The following is a 14,288-nucleotide window of genomic DNA, read 5'->3' on the forward strand; positions in this document are numbered from 1 at the left end:
TGCCCACTTCACCGTTGATCGCCACCGCCCTCGGGCCCGATCGTGGGCAGACCGCCACGTGGGGAGACCGACATGACCGAGACCAGCAACGACCGACCGGCGCTCGGGCCATGAGGCTGCGATCCTGGCAGGCCGCCAACCTCTTGCCGGCCACCATCGCCATGGGGCTGGTGGCCGGCGTGTTCGGCGACTGGGCCGTCACGATCATGCCGGGCCTGCGAGCCACCGACGACCGCACGTTCGTCGGCGCGTTCCAGGCCCTCGACCGGGCGATCTACAGCCCCCTGTTCATGCTCACCTTCACGGGCGCGCTGGTGTTCACCGCCGTCGCCGCAGTCCTCTACGTGCGCGGCGACGACCGCTCGCCGCTGCCGTGGGTCGCGGTGGCGTTCGGCCTCTACCTGGCGACCTTCGTCATCACCATGGCGGTCAACGTCCCGCTCGGCAACGGCCTCGTCGCGGCAGGCGCTCCCGACCGCATCGCCGACCTGGCGGCCGTGCGCGACGCCTTCGACGAGACCCGCTGGGCCCGCTGGCACGTGGTCCGCACACTCGCCACCGCTGCCGCTTTCGGGTGCCTCGTCCGGGCCCTGGTCCTCCATGCACGAGCTAGCGTCCCCGGTGGACCGCGATGGCTCGATGACGGGCGACGGCCTGCTGGTCGGTGAGGATCGCGACCTGGTCGAGCACCACCCGCAACCGGGCGGCGTCGTCGGCGGCGCTCTTCCACTCGGCGGCGAACACCGGATCGAGGGACTCCGGGGCGCCGTCGCGGAGGGCCGTGGCCAGCTCGACGAGCAGCTCGCGCTGGCGGGCCTGCATCGCGAGCCGCCCGGGGTCGCTCATCACGTACCGCAGGGCCACCGCCTTGAGCAGGGCGACCTCGGCCGCGGCCCGGGCCGGGACGACTAGGTCGGCGGCGTAGCGCAGCAGCGCGCGGTCGCCGTGAGCGGCGATCGTGGCATCGACGGCCGCGTGTACGAACCGGCCCACCAGCTCGCTGGTGAGCCGCTTGAGCGCCACGTGGTCGACGGCGGACGCGGACGCCGCCGAGAACCCGCGCACGGCGGCGACGACCGGCAGCGCCATCAGCGCGTCGGCCGCGTCGGCCAGCGCGCCCGGCTCGCCCCCGAAGTGCCGCACCGCGAGGTCGACGAGCGCGGCCCGCTCCCCCGGGACGCCGAGCGCGGCGAGGTCGATGCGTCCGGCGAGGATGCCGTCCTCGACGTCGTGCACGGAGTACGCGACGTCGTCGGACCAGTCCATGATCTGGGCCTCGAGGCATCGCCGTTCCGGCGGAGCGCCCTCGCGGACCCAGGCGAACACGTCCGCGTCCTCGGGGTAGGCGCTGTACTTGCGGTCGCCGGGCCGCCGCACCCACGGGTACTTGCAGGACGCGTCCAGCGTGGCCCGCGTGAGGTTGAGGCCCATCCCGTCGATCTTCGGCTCCAGCCGGGTGAGGATGCGCAGCGTCTGCGCGTTGCCCTCGAAACCGCCGTGCAGCCCGCAGCCGGCGGCGAACTCGTCGAGCGCGCGCTCCCCGTTGTGCCCGAACGGCGGGTGCCCGATGTCGTGGGCGAGCCCCGCGGTGTCGACGACGTCCGGGTCGCAGCCCAGCTCCTCGGCGATCCCCCGCCCGATCTGCGCGACCTCGAGGGAGTGGGTGAGCCGGGTGCGCGGCACCCCGCTGATCTCGGCGCCCTCCCCCGGCCCGACGACCTGGGTCTTGCCGGCCAGGCGGCGCAGCGCGGCGGAGTGCAGCACCCGGGCGCGGTCGCGGGCGAACGGGCTGCGCCGCTCCGTGCCCGCACCCTTCGCCGGCTCGGGCGCGGGGCGGGCGCGGTCGTGCGCGGAGTACTCGAGCACTAGCCGAGCCCCGTGGACTCGGTGTCCACGGACGCGTGGGTGAGCTGGTAGTACAGCAACGCGGCGGTCTCGCGGACGATGTAGCGCAGCTGCGTCTCCCGGGTCTGCACGACCGGGCCGCTGCGGGTGGGTGAGGTCCATGCGTCGAGGCCGCTTTCGCGGGCCATCGTGCGGGCGCGCAGCGAGTGCCACGGGTCGCTCACGACCAGCGCGCTCGACCAGCCGTCCTGCTCCGCCCGCGCCGCCACGGCCTGCATGCTGCCGAGGGTGTCCGATCCCTCCGCGACGGCGATCACGGCATCGGCGGGCACCCCGCGCTCGATCAGGTAGCGGCGCCCGGCCTCGGCCTCGGTGTAGACGTCGCCCGCGCGGTTGCCACCGGTGGTGACGATCCGCGGGGCGAGGCCCTCCTCGTACAGCGCCTCCGCGTGCCGCAGCCGGTAGGCGAAGATCGAGCTGGGTTCGCCGTCGTACTGCGCGGCCCCGAGCACGATCACGGCGTCGACCGGCTGCCGGTCGTCGACCCGCGCCACCTGCCACACGCGGAAAGCGGTGCCCCCCACCACCAGCGCGGCCATCAGCACGGCGCCGACGACCAGCCGGAAGACCCAGCCCCGCCGCCGTGGCGGAGGGGGGAGGTCGCGGAGCGGGAGGGTGGGCGCCTCGGCCGCCACCAGGTCCGCGGCGCGGCGGGGTGACCCGGCCGCGACGGCCCTGCTGAAGTCGTGGCGCGCCGTCATCAGCCGATCCGGCCCTCACCGGCGACGAGCGCGGTGCCCGCCCGCCCGGACCGGGCCGCCACGACCTGCGCGACGATCGACACCGCCGTCTCCGCCGGGGTGCGGGCGCCGAGGTCGAGCCCGACCGGGCCGTGCAGCCGGGCCAGCTCGGCCTCGGTGAGGCCGGCCGCCAGCAGCCGCTCCCGGCGCGCGGCCTGGGTGCGGCGCGAACCCAGCGCGCCGATGAAGCCCCGCCCTCGCCGCAACGCGTCGACCAGCACGACGTCGAACGCGGGCGCGTGGTCGAGCAGCACGAGGACGTCGGCGTCGGTGAACTCGGCGACGGCGGTGTGGACGGCATCGAGGTCGGTCTCGGCGCGCGCCGCCCAACCGAGCAGCCCGGCCTGCGCGAGCAGCGCCTCCCCGATCGCGCCCGCCCCGGCGACCAGCACCGACGGCACCGGCACCCAGATGTCGACCAGCAGCTCGACCTCGCCCGCCGGCACCCGCTCGGTGGCCGTGGCACCGCGGCGGAGCAGCCCGCGAGCGGCCCCGGTGGCCTCCGCGTCGAGCTCCGCCGTGCCCAACGACCCGTGGACGGACTCCAGCTCGGGCCCCGTGAGCACGACCGCCCCGGTGCCCTGCACGGTGGAGACCAGCGCGGCCGGCACACCCCGTTCGAGGGCCTCTCCCAGCGCCGCGGCCTGTTCGGCCGGCAACGGGTGGCCCAGCAGCGTGGCGCCGCCCGCGCACGCGAGCCCGGCGTCGAGCGCCGCGGCCTCCGCCACGTGCGCCTCCCGGGTGTGCGGTCCGGACACCGCGGCCGCGGCCAGCGGCACGACCGCGTCGTCGAGCGTGCCGCGGTACAGCGCGCCGGCCACCGAGCCACCCGTCGTGCCTGCGACGAGCTGCCCGCTCTCGACGGTGCCGAAGCCGTGCCGTGCGAGCACCCGCACCACCCCGACGCCGTCCGGCGCCCACTTCCGCAACGCCGCACCGAGCTCCCGGAGCCCCGACAAGGAGGCAGCCCCCGCTTCCGTCACGAGGCCAAGGGTAGCGATCGGCGGCGACGGGGATCGGGCGCGAACACGCCGATCGTGTGACGTGATCCTCCACCGGGCGGGGAACGCCCTGGTGATCTCCAGCGTTGCGCGAGAGGAATCTCCATACCCACCGGCACAGGAATCATGGATCCCGCAGAAAGTACCGGCGCCGTCCTCGCAGGACGGCGTTCTCGACGGGCGGCTCGCCCGTGACCATCCTCTCCATCCTCCTCGGCGTGCTGACCGTCGGCGCCCTCACCGTGCTCACCGGCTACTTCGTGGCCCAGGAGTTCGGCTACATGGCCGTCGACCGCTCCCGCCTCCAGGCCCGCGCCTCCGCCGGCGACGCCGGTGCACGCCGCGCACTCGGCATCACCCGCCGCACCTCGTTCATGCTCTCCGGCGCGCAGCTGGGCATCACCGTCACCGGCCTGCTGGCCGGCTACGTGGCCGAACCGATGATCGGCGACGGGGTGGCGGAGCTGCTGGGCGACACCGGCCTCGGGGTCGCCGTCGGCGCCCTGGTGGCGCTGGTCGTCGTCACGGTCGTGCAGATGGTGTTCGGCGAGCTGTTCCCCAAGAACCTCGCGATCGCCCGGCCCGAACCGGTGGCCCGCGCACTCGCGCTCTCCACCTCGATCTACCTGGCCGCGTTCGGCTGGCTGATCCGGCTGTTCGACGCCGCCTCGAACGTGCTGCTCAAGGCGCTGCGGATCGAGCCGGTGCACGACGTCGAGCACGCGGCCACCCCGCGCGACCTGGAAGCGATCATCGACGAGTCCCGCGACAGCGGCGACCTCGACGACGACCTGTCCACCCTGCTGGACCGCGTCCTCGACTTCACCGACCGCACCGCGCGCGCCGCGATGATCCCGCGGCCCCGGGTCACCTCGATCCGAGCCGACGCCCCGATCTCCGAGCTGGTCGAGGTGATGGCATCCGGCCACTCGCGCCTCCCGGTGATCGGCGAGAGCCCCGACGACGTGGTGGGCGTGATCTGCCTGCGCGACCTCCTCGCCTGCGAGGGCCGGGCCGACCTGGCCACCCTGCGCGTCTCCGACGTGGCCCGCACGCCCGTGCTCGTGCCGGCATCGCTGCCGCTGCCCACCGTGCTCGACCGGCTGCGCGCGGCCGACGACGAGTTCGCCGTGGTCGTCGACGAGTACGGCGGCCTCGCGGGCGTCGTCACGGTCGAGGACATCGCGGAGGAGCTCGTCGGCGAGATCACCGACGAGCACGACCCGGCGGGCGCCGACGGCCTCGCCGCGGGCGACGGCGAGTGGACCGTGCCCGGCACGCTCTCCGTCGAGGAGGTGGAGCGCTTGCTCGACGCCGATCTGCCCGAAGGCGGCTACCAGACCATCGGCGGCCTCGTGATCGACGAGCTGCAGCGGCTCCCCGAACCCGGCGACGGCGTGCGGCTCACCCTGCAGAACCCGTCTCTGTCCGAGGAGGGCGAGCCGCCCCGCACGCTCGCCATCACGGTGCTCGCCGTCGAGCGGCACGTGCCGTCCTCGGTGCGGCTGGCCTGGGCCGAAGCGGAGGTGCCGGCATGAGCATCGGTGTCTCGCTCGGGGTCTCCGTGCTGCTGGTCGCGCTCTCGGCCTTCTTCGTGGCGATCGAGTTCGCGCTCGTCGCGGCCCGCCGCTACCGCTTGGAGGAGGCCGCCGTCACCAGTGCGTCGGCCAGGGCGGCGCTGCGCTCGGCGCGGGACCTCTCGATGCTGCTCGCCGGCTCGCAGCTGGGCATCACGCTCTGCACCGTCGGGCTCGGCGCCATCGGCAAGCCGGCAGTCGAGGAGCTGCTGCACCCGCTGTTCGGCGGGCTCGGCGACCCGTGGGCCACGGTCGTCTCGTTCCTGCTGTCGCTGATCGTCGTCACGTTCGTGCACCTGGTGGTCGGCGAGATGGCGCCCAAGTCATGGGCGATCGCCCACCCCGAACGCTCCGCCACCATGCTGGCGCTGCCGATGCGCGCGTTCATGCTGCTCACGCGCCCGGTGCTGGTCGCGCTGAACGGCATGGCGAACTGGTGCCTGCACCGGGTCGGCGTCGAACCGGTCGACGAGCTGGCGAACGGGCGCAACCCGGACGACCTGCGCGAGCTGGTGGAGCACTCCGCCACGGCGGGTTCCCTCGACCCGGGACGGCGCGATCAGATCGTCACCGCGCTCGAGCTGGACCGGGCACCGCTGCGCGAGGTCGCACGGCCGCGGTCGGAGGTGGCAGGCGTGTCCACCAGCGCCGACGCCGCCGCGATCCGCGCCGCCGCCCGGGAGAGCGGCCACCTGCGGCTCGTCGTCGGCGACGGCGAAGGGCACGCGGTCGGGGTGGTGCACGTCCGCGACGCGCTGGCCGTGCCGCCGGGCACCACGGCGGGCGAGCTCATGCGCCCGATCCGCACGCTCCCGGCCGACCTGCCGATCCACGACGCCCTGTCCGCCATGCAGGCCGGGCGCAACCAGATCGCGCTGGTGGAGTCCGACGGCGCGGTCGTCGGGCTGGTGACTCTGCACGACCTGCTGGACCGCCTGCTGCCGGCCCCCGCCTGAACCGACGAGCGGCGCGTTCGTCGGATAGGTTCCGACGAACGCGCCGCTCGTTGGAACGTCAGCAGCCGATGAGGCGAGCAGCCAGGTAGGACTCCACCTGGTCGAGCGCCACGCGCTCCTGCGCCATCGAGTCGCGCTCCCGGATCGTGACGGCCTGGTCGTTCAGGGTGTCGAAGTCGACCGTGACGCAGAACGGGGTGCCGATCTCGTCCTGGCGGCGGTAGCGGCGGCCGATCGCGCCCGCGTCGTCGAACTCGACGTTCCAGTGCTTGCGCAGCTGGGCGGCGAGGTCACGGGCCTTCGGCGAGAGGTCGGCGTTGCGCGAGAGCGGCAGCACCGCGGCCTTGACGGGCGCGAGCCGCCGGTCCAACCGCAGCACCACGCGGGTGTCGACGCCGCCCTTGGCGTTGGGCGCCTCGTCCTCGGTGTAGGCCTCGACGAGGAACGCCATCATCGAGCGCCCGACGCCCGCCGCGGGCTCGATCACGTACGGCCGGTACCGCGCGCCGGAGGCCTGGTCGTAGAACGACAGGTCCACACCGGAGTGGTTGGAGTGCGTGCTGAGGTCGAAGTCGGTGCGGTTGGCGATGCCCTCCAGCTCGCCCCACTCCTGGCCCTGGAAGCCGAACCGGTACTCGATGTCGACGGTGCGCTTCGAGTAGTGGGAGAGCTTCTCCTTCGGGTGCTCGTAGTGGCGCAGGTTGTCGCGCGCGATGCCGAGGTCGACGTACCAGCTGGTGCGCTCGTCGATCCAGTACTGGTGCAGCTCCTCGTCGGAGCCGGGCTCGACGAAGTACTCCATCTCCATCTGCTCGAACTCGCGCGTGCGGAAGATGAAGTTGCCGGGCGTGATCTCGTTGCGGAAGCTCTTGCCCATCTGGCCGATGCCGAACGGCGGCTTCTTGCGCGACGTGGTCTGCACGTTGAGGAAGTTCACGAAGATGCCCTGCGCCGTCTCGGGGCGCAGGTAGTGCAGGCCCTCCTCGGACTCCACCGGGCCGAGGTAGGTCTTGAGCATCATGTTGAAGTCGCGCGGCTCGGTGTACTGGCCGCGGGTGCCGCAGTTCGGACACGGCACATCGGACAGGTCGTCCTCCGACACCTGCTTGCCCGTCCGCTCGGCGTACTCCTCGGCCAGCTGGTCGGCCCGGAACCGGCGGTGGCAGGACAGGCACTCCACCAACGGGTCGGTGAACACCCCGACGTGGCCGGACGCCACCCACACCTGGCGCGGCAGGATCACCGAGGAGTCGAGGCCCACGACGTCCTCGCGGCCGGTGACCGTGGCCTTCCACCACTGCCGCTTGATGTTCTCCTTGAGCTCGACGCCCAGCGGCCCGTAGTCCCACGCCGACCGGGTACCGCCGTAGATCTCCCCCGACGCGAAGACGAAGCCGCGACGCTTGGCGAGCGCGACGATGGTGTCGATCTTTGCGGACGAGGGCTTGCTGGCCACGGGTGACTCCAGGTGGACGGACGGTGAGATCTCAGGGTATCCGGCGCACTCCACCGCATTGCCCGCCCCCGCCCGCCACCCGAGCAGTCGCCGGCCTGCAGGCGCGTTCCGCGGAACGCTGCTGATCTCAGCGCGGACGTGGGCGGCCCCGCGTTCCGCGGAACGCGGTGAACGCCCTGCTCGTGGGGAGCCTTCCATGGCGCCGCACATTTCCGAGGCCCACCCCACCGGGCCTTCGGTGGCGCCGCGCATCCTGCGGGGCCGCCCCTTCCTGCGCGCGGCGCCACCGAAGGCCGGTCTCACCACCATGATCAAGGCTTCGGCGCAAAGCCGGCGAAAACAAGCCGGGAACGCGCCGAAACACCGATCATGGGGCGCGAGCCGGGTCGCGGGTCAGGCTGATCGGCGCGAGGAGCACGCCAGGGTCGCGGGCGAGGCCGTCGTGTACTGCTCGCGGTGATCCGCAAGGTTCACGCACCCGTTCTCGTCCCACGCTGCCCGTCGACCGGCTGCCTGGACCGACAAGGGGTGCGCGAACACAAACCCGGTGCGCGACGGCAAAGAGATCGCCGACACCGGCCTCCTGGCGGCGCCGCGCGCCCAAGGGGCAGGCCCCCGGCCTGCCCCCACCGCATGCCCCAGGGGCCGCAGAGGCTCACAGGTCAAGGGGCGCGCAGCGCTCGCGAAGCGACGCCGCAGGCGCCCTTGAGCTGTGAGGGGCGGCCCCGCACAATGCGCGGCGCCGCCAGGAGCCCCGGAAAGGGCAGACCTTGCGACGGAAGGCCTTGACCGAGCACGGCACGGGCACCGAGGGAAAGACTGGACTTATATAAGTGCCAGCTGTAGCTTGAGCCCCGTGCACGCGTTCGACGTCCTCGGCGACCCGGTCCGCCGCCGGATCCTCGAGCTCCTCGCCGACGGCGAGCAGACCTCGGGTGCGGTCACCGCAGTCGTCCGCGCGGAGTTCGGCATCTCCCAGCCCGCTGTGTCGCAGCACCTCAAGGTGCTGCGGGACAGCGGCTTCGCGTCCGTGCGGGCCGAGGGCACCCGCAGGCTCTACGCCGTGCGGCCCGAGCCGCTGCAGGACGTCGACGCGTGGCTGGGGCGCTTCCGCCGGATCTGGACCCCTCGCCTGGCCGCACTGGCCACCGAGATCGAGCGCGGCAAGCGCGAGCGCAGGTTGCGCCACGACGACCCCGAGGAGTGACATGTTCGACATCGACCCGCAGATCAGCGCGGTGAGCCGCATGGTCGGCAGCAGGGAGCGCGACGGCCGCGAGGCCAAGGTCGTGACGATCAGCCAGGCCTACGACACCGACGTCGAGGACCTCTGGGTGGCCTGCACGACCTCCGAGCGCCTCGCGCGCTGGTTCGCCCCGGTCTCCGGGGAGCTGCGGCTCGGCGGGCGCTACCAGATCGAGGGCAATGCGAGCGGCACCGTCGAACGCTGCGACCCGCCCAAGAGCTTCTCGCTCACGTGGGAGTTCGGCGGCGGGGTCAGCTGGGTCGAGGTGCGCCTCTCCCCCGAGCCCGGCGGCGGTTCGCGCTTCGAGCTGGACCACATCGCCCACCCCGAGGAGCACTGGAACCTGTACGGGCCGGGCGCGGTCGGGCTCGGGTACGACATGGCTCTCGCGGCGCTGGCCCTGCACCTGGCCACGGGCGCGGTCACCAACGACCAGGACCACGCCGGTTGGTGGGCGTCGGACGAGGCGAAGCGGTTCCTCGCCGCGGCCGGGGATCGCTGGTACGAGGCCGATGTGGCGGGCGGCGCCGACCCCGAGGCCGCCCGGGCGGCGGCCGACCGCACCGTCGGGGCGTACACCGCCTGAACCGCGCGCTCGGGCGTGCCACGCTGACCGGCGTGCATGTTCGACACATCGACGTCGCCGAGCGGCGGAACCGGCTTGCCGCGCGCCACCTCCTCACAGCCGGGACCCGCACCGACGACGTCGTCGCCATCGCCGACGCGCTCTCCGGGCTGCACTCCACCGACCCCGTCACCGTGCACCTCTCGGTGGCGGCGCGGATGCGCCACCCGGTCCTGCCAGCGGCCGACGATGCGCTGTACGCGGAGCGGTCGCTGGTGCGCCACCACGCCATGCGGCGCACGCTCTGGGTGTTCGGGCACGACCTCGCGAGGGCGGCGCACCACTCGTCCACCGTCACGCTGCTGGCCCGGCAACGGAAGCTGCTGCTCGACGCCGTGACGGGGGCCGGGGTCGGGCCCGACCCGGAGCGGTGGGTCGACGCGGCGTCCACCGAGATCCTCGACGTCCTCGCCGACAAGGGGCCGTTGAGCGCCCGCGACCTGGGGAAGCTGGTGCCACACCTCGCCGTGCCGATCAGGATCGGCACCGGGCGGCAGGTCGCGGAGATGGCGGCACACTCGCGGCTGCTGCTGGTGCTCGGGTTCGAGGGCCGGGTGCTGCGGGCCAGGCCAACCGGCACGTGGATCAACGGGCAGTACCGGTGGGCCGCGACGGCGGCATGGGCGCCGGTGTTCTCCGAGCCGCTCGACCCGCGCACGGCCGCGGCGGCGCTCGCCCGCTCCTGGCTGCGGGCGTACGGACCCGGCACCCGGGCCGACCTGCAGTGGTGGGCCGGCTGGACGGTCGCCACCACCAAGCGGGCGCTCGACGACGTGGGCGCCGTCGAGGTCGAGCTGGCCGAGGGGCCCGGCTACGTGCTGCCCGACGACGTCGAGCCGGCCGCGACCGCCGAGCCCTCCGTGGCGCTGCTGCCCGGGCTCGACCCGTCGACGATGGGCTGGAAGCAGCGCGACTTCCACCTCGACCCGGTGCACGGGCCGCTCCTTTTCGACCGCAACGGCAACGGCGGCCCGACGATCTGGGTGGACGGCCGGATCGTCGGCGGGTGGGTGCAGCGCACCGACGGCACCATCGCCCTGCGGGTGCTCGAGGACATCGGCGCCGAGCGGCACGCCGAGGTCGAACGCAAGGCCCACGAGCTGGAGCGGCTGCTGGGAGAGGTCCGCTTCACACCGCGGTTCCCGGCGCCGCTCCAGGCCGAGCTGCGCGCCTAGGCCAGCAGGCTGCGGTGCGTCCGCGCCGTGCCCGCCTCGGCCGTCACGAGCGTCTCGAACGTCGCAGGCTCGTCCGCGATGGCCTCCGACAGCAGCGGCACCACGTGCTCGCGCACCGGGAACGGGGAGAGGGCGCGCCGGTAGGCGTCCACAGAGGAGAACCGGACGGTCAGCACCCAGCGGTCGGACTCGTCGACGGAACGCCCCAGCTCACCGCCGAGACACCCGTCCGCGGCGGTGAGCAGTTCCAGCGCCCTCCGGGCGCGGGAGAGGAGGTCGGGGCTGGTGGTGAACCGGCAGACGAGCAGCACGGCCCCACCCTTCCACCACGCGCCTACGATGGAGGTGCGGCCCGCACGCACGACCGACCGGGGAGCGCGGCCGCCGCTCCCGGGGATGGGGACGCTGATGTCGATCGTCGCAGGTGCGGGGCCCGCCGGCCGAGCCGCCGACGCCGGGCCGCCCACCGACGATCACGCCGAGCACGCGGCCGGCCGGCCCCGCAGCACGCCAGCGCCGGTGCGCACCCCGCGCACGCTCGCGGCCGCGGGCGACCTGCTGCGCGCGCTGGCCGCCCCGGTGCGCATCGCGATCGTGCTGCAGCTCCTGGAGTCCGACCGCTGCGTCCACGACCTCGTCGATGCGCTCGCGGTCGCCCAGCCGCTCATCAGCCAGCACCTTCGGGTACTCAAGTCGGCCGGGGTGGTGCACGGCGAGCGCCGCGGACGCGAGGTGGTCTACTCCCTGGTCGACGACCACCTCGCACACATCGTGGTCGACGCGGTCGCGCACGTGGAGGAGGGGTGATGGACACCGGGACCAACGGGGTCACGACGAGAGCGCTGCGCGCCACCCGACAGCGGGCGGCGGTGTCGGCGCTGCTGGACCGGCTCGAGGACTTCCGCTCCGCCCAGGAGATCCACGAGGAGCTGCGCCGCGCCGGTGAGGGAATCGGCCTCACCACCGTCTACCGCACGCTGCAGACCCTCGCCGACGGCGGTGAGGTCGACGTGCTGCGCACCGGCTCGGGCGAGGCCGTCTACCGCCGCTGCGCCTCCGCGGAGCACCACCACCACCTCGTCTGCCGCCGCTGCGGGCACACCGTCGAGATCGAGGGCCCTGCCGTCGAGACCTGGGCGCAGCGGGTGGCCGAGGACCACGGGTTCGTGGAGCTGAGCCACACGGCCGAGGTCTTCGGGCTCTGCAAGGACTGCGGCGCCGCGCGCTGAGGCCGAGAGCCCACGCAGCAGCCCTCCGACCCTGACGGCCCCTGGACCCCGGCCCCCCGCTGCGGGAGCATCGGGGCTCAGCCCGAGTCGAGAGGGGATGACCTGCCGATGGAGGCCAAAGCGGGCGACCACATCGTCGTCGAGGGCACGATCGTCGACCAGGGGCGGCGCGAGGGCGAGGTCCTCGAAGTGATCGGCTCCGGCGACCGGAAGTGCTACCGGGTGCGCTGGGAGGACGGCCACGAGTCGGTCTTCCAGCCCGGCGCGGGCGCGCACGTCACGTCGCAGGGCTGAGCGGCACCACTACCCGGGCAGCAGCGCAGCACGCAGGCTGGAGGCCCCGCTCACCACGAGCATCAGCAGCGTGCCCATCGCCTTCTCGTCGAGCCCGGAAGCCGGGAACGCGTAGCGCCACGTCACGTCCCAACCCGCGCTGCCGGGGATCACACGCGCGCTGCCGAACAGGCCCTCGCCCACACCGAGCGCCACCTGCGTGGGCACGTCGGACTCGGCGGGCAGGTCCCACGCCACCACGCAGGTGAGGTTGAGGACGGGCAGGCCCTCCTCGATGTCCAGGCCCTGCAGCGCGCATACGACGCCGCCGTGGGCGAACGTGAGGGCGCCGTCGTCGTCGACGGTGACGTCGTGGAAGCGTTCCAGCGCAGCTTTCGCGACGCCCAGCTGGTCGGCGATGGCACCGGTCACGAAGCGGCCTCCGGGGTGTCGAGCGCCCCGCCGAAACGACGGTCGCGCCGGGCGTAGATCTCGATCGCCTGCCACAGGTGGCGGCGGTCGAAGTCGGGGAAGAGCGTGTCGAGGAAGACCAGCTCCGCGTACGCGGACTGCCAGAGCAGGAAGTTCGACGTGCGCTGCTCCCCCGAGGAGCGCACGAACAGGTCGACGTCGGGCATGTCCGGCTCGTCGAGGTACCGGGCGATCATCCGCTCGTCGACCTTGTCGGGTCTGATCCGGCCATCCGCGGCCAGCCGGGCGATCTGCTTCACCGCGTCGGCGATCTCCGCCCGCCCGCCGTAGTTGACGCACATGGTGAGCGTCAGCACGTCGTTGTTCTTCGTCTTCTCCTCGGCGATCTCCAGCTCCTTGATCACCGAGCGCCAGAGCCGGGGACGTCGGCCCGCCCAGCGCACGCGCACGCCCATCGCGTCCATCTCGTCGACGCGGCGGCGGATCACGTCCCGGTTGAAGCCCATGAGGAAGCGCACCTCGTCGGGGCTGCGCTTCCAGTTCTCCGTGGAGAACGCGTACGCCGACAGCCACCGGACCCCGATGTCGATCGCGCCGCGGGCCACGTCCATGAGGGCGGCCTCGCCGCGGCGGTGGCCCTCGATCCGGGGCAGGCCGCGGGCGTTGGCCCACCGCCCGTTGCCGTCCATGACCAGGGCGACGTGGTGCGGAACCAGCTCCGGCGGGATCGCCGGGGGACGCGCACCGGACGGGTGCGGCGGCGGGGGCTGGAACCGGCTCACGAACCAACCCTAGGGGGCGGGGTGCGGGAAACCTCAGGGTCCCTCCGGCGAGCACCCCAGTCCGGGCATACCGCCCATCCCTCTACCGTGTGAATCATGACCGCCCCCGCCCCGCAGCTCGACGGCATCGTCGGTTGGGTCGTCGATCTGATGGAGACGCTCGGCGCGCCCGGCGTCGGTCTCGCGATCGCGCTCGAGAACGTGTTCCCGCCGCTGCCCAGCGAGGTGTTCCTGCCGCTCGCCGGCTTCGCCGCGTCCCGGGGCGAGCTGAGCCTCGTCGCCGCGATCATCTGGACGACCATCGGCTCCGTCGTCGGCGCACTCGTGCTGTACGGGATCGGCGCTGCGCTCGGCCGCGACCGGCTGTGCGCCATCGCCGCGAAGATGCCGCTCGTCGACGTCGGCGACATCCACAAGGCCGAGGCCTGGTTCGCGAGGCACGGCGCGAAAGCGGTGTTCTTCGGACGGATGGTGCCGCTGGTCCGCAGCATGATCTCGGTGCCGGCCGGGGTCGAGCGGATGAACATCGGCCTCTTCCTCGCCCTCACCGCGGCCGGCAGCCTCATCTGGAACTCGGTGTTCGTCGTCGCCGGGTACCAGCTCGGCGAGAACTGGCACATCGTCGAGAGCTACGCAGGCATCCTCTCGAAGGTCGTGGTCGTGGCGATCGCGCTCGCCGTGGTGGTCTTCGTGATCATGCGGATCAGACGCCGCCGCCAGGTGGTCCCCGCCGAGCCGGACGAGGCCGCAACCGAGCGCATCCCGGTCGTGCGGGCCCGGCCGCAGCAGCCGGTGCGGCACTGGTCGGCCCAGCCGTCGTCCACGGAGTGGTCGGCGCAGCCGACCCAGCGGCTCCCGGTCGTGCAGCCCGACCAGCCACAGCGGTAACCC

18 protein-coding genes are annotated in these 14,288 nt (G+C 73.3%); 11 read left to right on the forward strand and 7 right to left on the reverse strand.

What is annotated here, in order from left to right:
- The first annotated feature begins 110 nt into the window (after positions 1-110).
- Positions 111-668: an anthrone oxygenase family protein gene (locus tag FB388_RS24260; protein WP_142104482.1), complete on the forward strand. Its 558-nt coding sequence runs from the start codon at positions 111-113 to the stop codon at positions 666-668.
- On the opposite strand, the gene FB388_RS24265 is transcribed toward FB388_RS24260, so the two are convergent.
- The 3 genes from FB388_RS24265 to FB388_RS24275 all read right to left on the reverse strand — a co-directional run bounded on the left by FB388_RS24265 (position 610) and on the right by FB388_RS24275 (position 3,628).
- A complete protein-coding gene (locus FB388_RS24265) occupies positions 610-1,866 on the reverse strand; it encodes a deoxyguanosinetriphosphate triphosphohydrolase (protein ID WP_142104483.1) in 1,257 nt (418 codons plus the stop codon). The genes FB388_RS24260 and FB388_RS24265 overlap by 59 nt on opposite strands.
- Entirely contained in the window at positions 1,866-2,444 is a 579-nt protein-coding gene (locus FB388_RS24270) for a YdcF family protein (protein WP_246122596.1), read from the reverse strand. The genes FB388_RS24265 and FB388_RS24270 overlap by 1 nt, the downstream gene beginning before the upstream one ends.
- Positions 2,445-2,605: 161 nt before the next feature.
- A complete protein-coding gene (locus tag FB388_RS24275; protein WP_246122351.1) occupies positions 2,606-3,628 on the reverse strand; it encodes an XdhC family protein in 1,023 nt (340 codons plus the stop codon).
- A gap of 209 nt (positions 3,629-3,837) precedes the next feature.
- Here FB388_RS24275 and FB388_RS24280 point away from each other — a divergent pair, with 209 nt between their 5' ends.
- Positions 3,838-5,184, forward strand: coding sequence for a hemolysin family protein (locus FB388_RS24280; RefSeq protein WP_142104485.1), 1,347 nt, complete (start codon positions 3,838-3,840; stop codon positions 5,182-5,184).
- On the forward strand, positions 5,181-6,179 hold the full coding sequence (locus FB388_RS24285) for a hemolysin family protein (protein WP_142104486.1): 999 nt from the start codon (positions 5,181-5,183) through the stop codon (positions 6,177-6,179). The genes FB388_RS24280 and FB388_RS24285 overlap by 4 nt, the downstream gene beginning before the upstream one ends.
- A gap of 58 nt (positions 6,180-6,237) precedes the next feature.
- On the opposite strand, the gene FB388_RS24290 is transcribed toward FB388_RS24285, so the two are convergent.
- Positions 6,238-7,635 (reverse strand): glycine--tRNA ligase, encoded by a 1,398-nt coding sequence (locus FB388_RS24290; RefSeq protein ID WP_142104487.1) that lies wholly within the window; start codon positions 7,633-7,635, stop codon positions 6,238-6,240.
- 196 nt (positions 7,636-7,831) lie between these two features.
- Here FB388_RS24290 and FB388_RS24295 point away from each other — a divergent pair, with 196 nt between their 5' ends.
- From FB388_RS24295 to FB388_RS24310, 4 genes are all read left to right on the forward strand, one after another.
- Positions 7,832-8,095 carry a hypothetical protein gene (locus FB388_RS24295; RefSeq protein WP_142104488.1) on the forward strand — a complete coding sequence of 88 codons (264 nt, stop codon included), beginning with the start codon at positions 7,832-7,834 and terminating at the stop codon, positions 8,093-8,095.
- Positions 8,096-8,491: 396 nt separating this feature from the next.
- On the forward strand, positions 8,492-8,842 hold the full coding sequence (locus FB388_RS24300) for an ArsR/SmtB family transcription factor (protein WP_142104489.1): 351 nt from the start codon (positions 8,492-8,494) through the stop codon (positions 8,840-8,842).
- A gap of 1 nt (position 8,843) precedes the next feature.
- Positions 8,844-9,467 (forward strand): SRPBCC family protein, encoded by a 624-nt coding sequence (locus FB388_RS24305; protein WP_142104490.1) that lies wholly within the window; start codon positions 8,844-8,846, stop codon positions 9,465-9,467.
- 32 nt (positions 9,468-9,499) lie between these two features.
- Positions 9,500-10,681 (forward strand): winged helix DNA-binding domain-containing protein, encoded by a 1,182-nt coding sequence (locus FB388_RS24310; RefSeq protein ID WP_170225812.1) that lies wholly within the window; start codon positions 9,500-9,502, stop codon positions 10,679-10,681.
- On the opposite strand, the gene FB388_RS24315 is transcribed toward FB388_RS24310, so the two are convergent.
- The gene (locus FB388_RS24315; protein ID WP_142104492.1) at positions 10,678-10,992 is read right to left on the reverse strand and encodes an antibiotic biosynthesis monooxygenase family protein; all 315 of its coding nucleotides are present in this window, start codon (positions 10,990-10,992) and stop codon (positions 10,678-10,680) included. The genes FB388_RS24310 and FB388_RS24315 overlap by 4 nt on opposite strands.
- A 97-nt stretch (positions 10,993-11,089) precedes the next feature.
- On the opposite strand from FB388_RS24315, the gene FB388_RS24320 reads away from it, so the two are divergent.
- The 3 genes from FB388_RS24320 to FB388_RS24330 all read left to right on the forward strand — a co-directional run bounded on the left by FB388_RS24320 (position 11,090) and on the right by FB388_RS24330 (position 12,204).
- Positions 11,090-11,488: an ArsR/SmtB family transcription factor gene (locus FB388_RS24320; protein WP_142104493.1), complete on the forward strand. Its 399-nt coding sequence runs from the start codon at positions 11,090-11,092 to the stop codon at positions 11,486-11,488.
- Positions 11,488-11,910, forward strand: a complete 423-nt coding sequence (locus FB388_RS24325; protein WP_142104494.1) for a Fur family transcriptional regulator — start codon at positions 11,488-11,490, stop codon at positions 11,908-11,910. The genes FB388_RS24320 and FB388_RS24325 overlap by 1 nt, the downstream gene beginning before the upstream one ends.
- 108 nt (positions 11,911-12,018) lie before the next feature.
- Positions 12,019-12,204 (forward strand): DUF1918 domain-containing protein, encoded by a 186-nt coding sequence (locus tag FB388_RS24330; protein ID WP_142104495.1) that lies wholly within the window; start codon positions 12,019-12,021, stop codon positions 12,202-12,204.
- A gap of 9 nt (positions 12,205-12,213) precedes the next feature.
- Here the strand turns inward: FB388_RS24330 and FB388_RS24335 are convergent, their stop codons facing one another.
- Positions 12,214-12,615 (reverse strand): hypothetical protein, encoded by a 402-nt coding sequence (locus FB388_RS24335; protein WP_170225813.1) that lies wholly within the window; start codon positions 12,613-12,615, stop codon positions 12,214-12,216.
- Complete coding sequence (locus FB388_RS24340) at positions 12,612-13,397, reverse strand: isoprenyl transferase (protein WP_142104496.1); 786 nt, start codon at positions 13,395-13,397, stop codon at positions 12,612-12,614. The genes FB388_RS24335 and FB388_RS24340 overlap by 4 nt, the downstream gene beginning before the upstream one ends.
- Positions 13,398-13,493: 96 nt before the next feature.
- Here FB388_RS24340 and FB388_RS24345 point away from each other — a divergent pair, with 96 nt between their 5' ends.
- Complete coding sequence (locus tag FB388_RS24345; protein ID WP_142104497.1) at positions 13,494-14,285, forward strand: DedA family protein; 792 nt, start codon at positions 13,494-13,496, stop codon at positions 14,283-14,285.
- Positions 14,286-14,288: the final 3 nt, after the last annotated feature.

The sequence above is a fragment of the Pseudonocardia cypriaca genome, assembly GCF_006717045.1.
Classification (GTDB): domain Bacteria; phylum Actinomycetota; class Actinomycetes; order Mycobacteriales; family Pseudonocardiaceae; genus Pseudonocardia; species Pseudonocardia cypriaca.

Bases quoted from the DNA above. Each gene is read 5' to 3' on its own strand.
- FB388_RS24330 (WP_142104495.1), top strand. From the start codon at position 12,019: ATGGAGGCCAAAGCGGGCGACCACATCGTCGTCGAGGGCACGATCGTC.
- FB388_RS24295 (WP_142104488.1), top strand. From the start codon at position 7,832: ATGGCGCCGCACATTTCCGAGGCCCACCCCACCGGGCCTTCGGTGGCG.
- FB388_RS24305 (WP_142104490.1), top strand. From the start codon at position 8,844: ATGTTCGACATCGACCCGCAGATCAGCGCGGTGAGCCGCATGGTCGGC.
- FB388_RS24270 (WP_246122596.1), bottom strand. From the start codon at position 2,444: ATGGCCGCGCTGGTGGTGGGGGGCACCGCTTTCCGCGTGTGGCAGGTG.
- FB388_RS24320 (WP_142104493.1), top strand. From the start codon at position 11,090: ATGTCGATCGTCGCAGGTGCGGGGCCCGCCGGCCGAGCCGCCGACGCC.
- FB388_RS24325 (WP_142104494.1), top strand. From the start codon at position 11,488: ATGGACACCGGGACCAACGGGGTCACGACGAGAGCGCTGCGCGCCACC.
- FB388_RS24345 (WP_142104497.1), top strand. From the start codon at position 13,494: ATGACCGCCCCCGCCCCGCAGCTCGACGGCATCGTCGGTTGGGTCGTC.
- FB388_RS24260 (WP_142104482.1), top strand. From the start codon at position 111: ATGAGGCTGCGATCCTGGCAGGCCGCCAACCTCTTGCCGGCCACCATC.
- FB388_RS24285 (WP_142104486.1), top strand. From the start codon at position 5,181: ATGAGCATCGGTGTCTCGCTCGGGGTCTCCGTGCTGCTGGTCGCGCTC.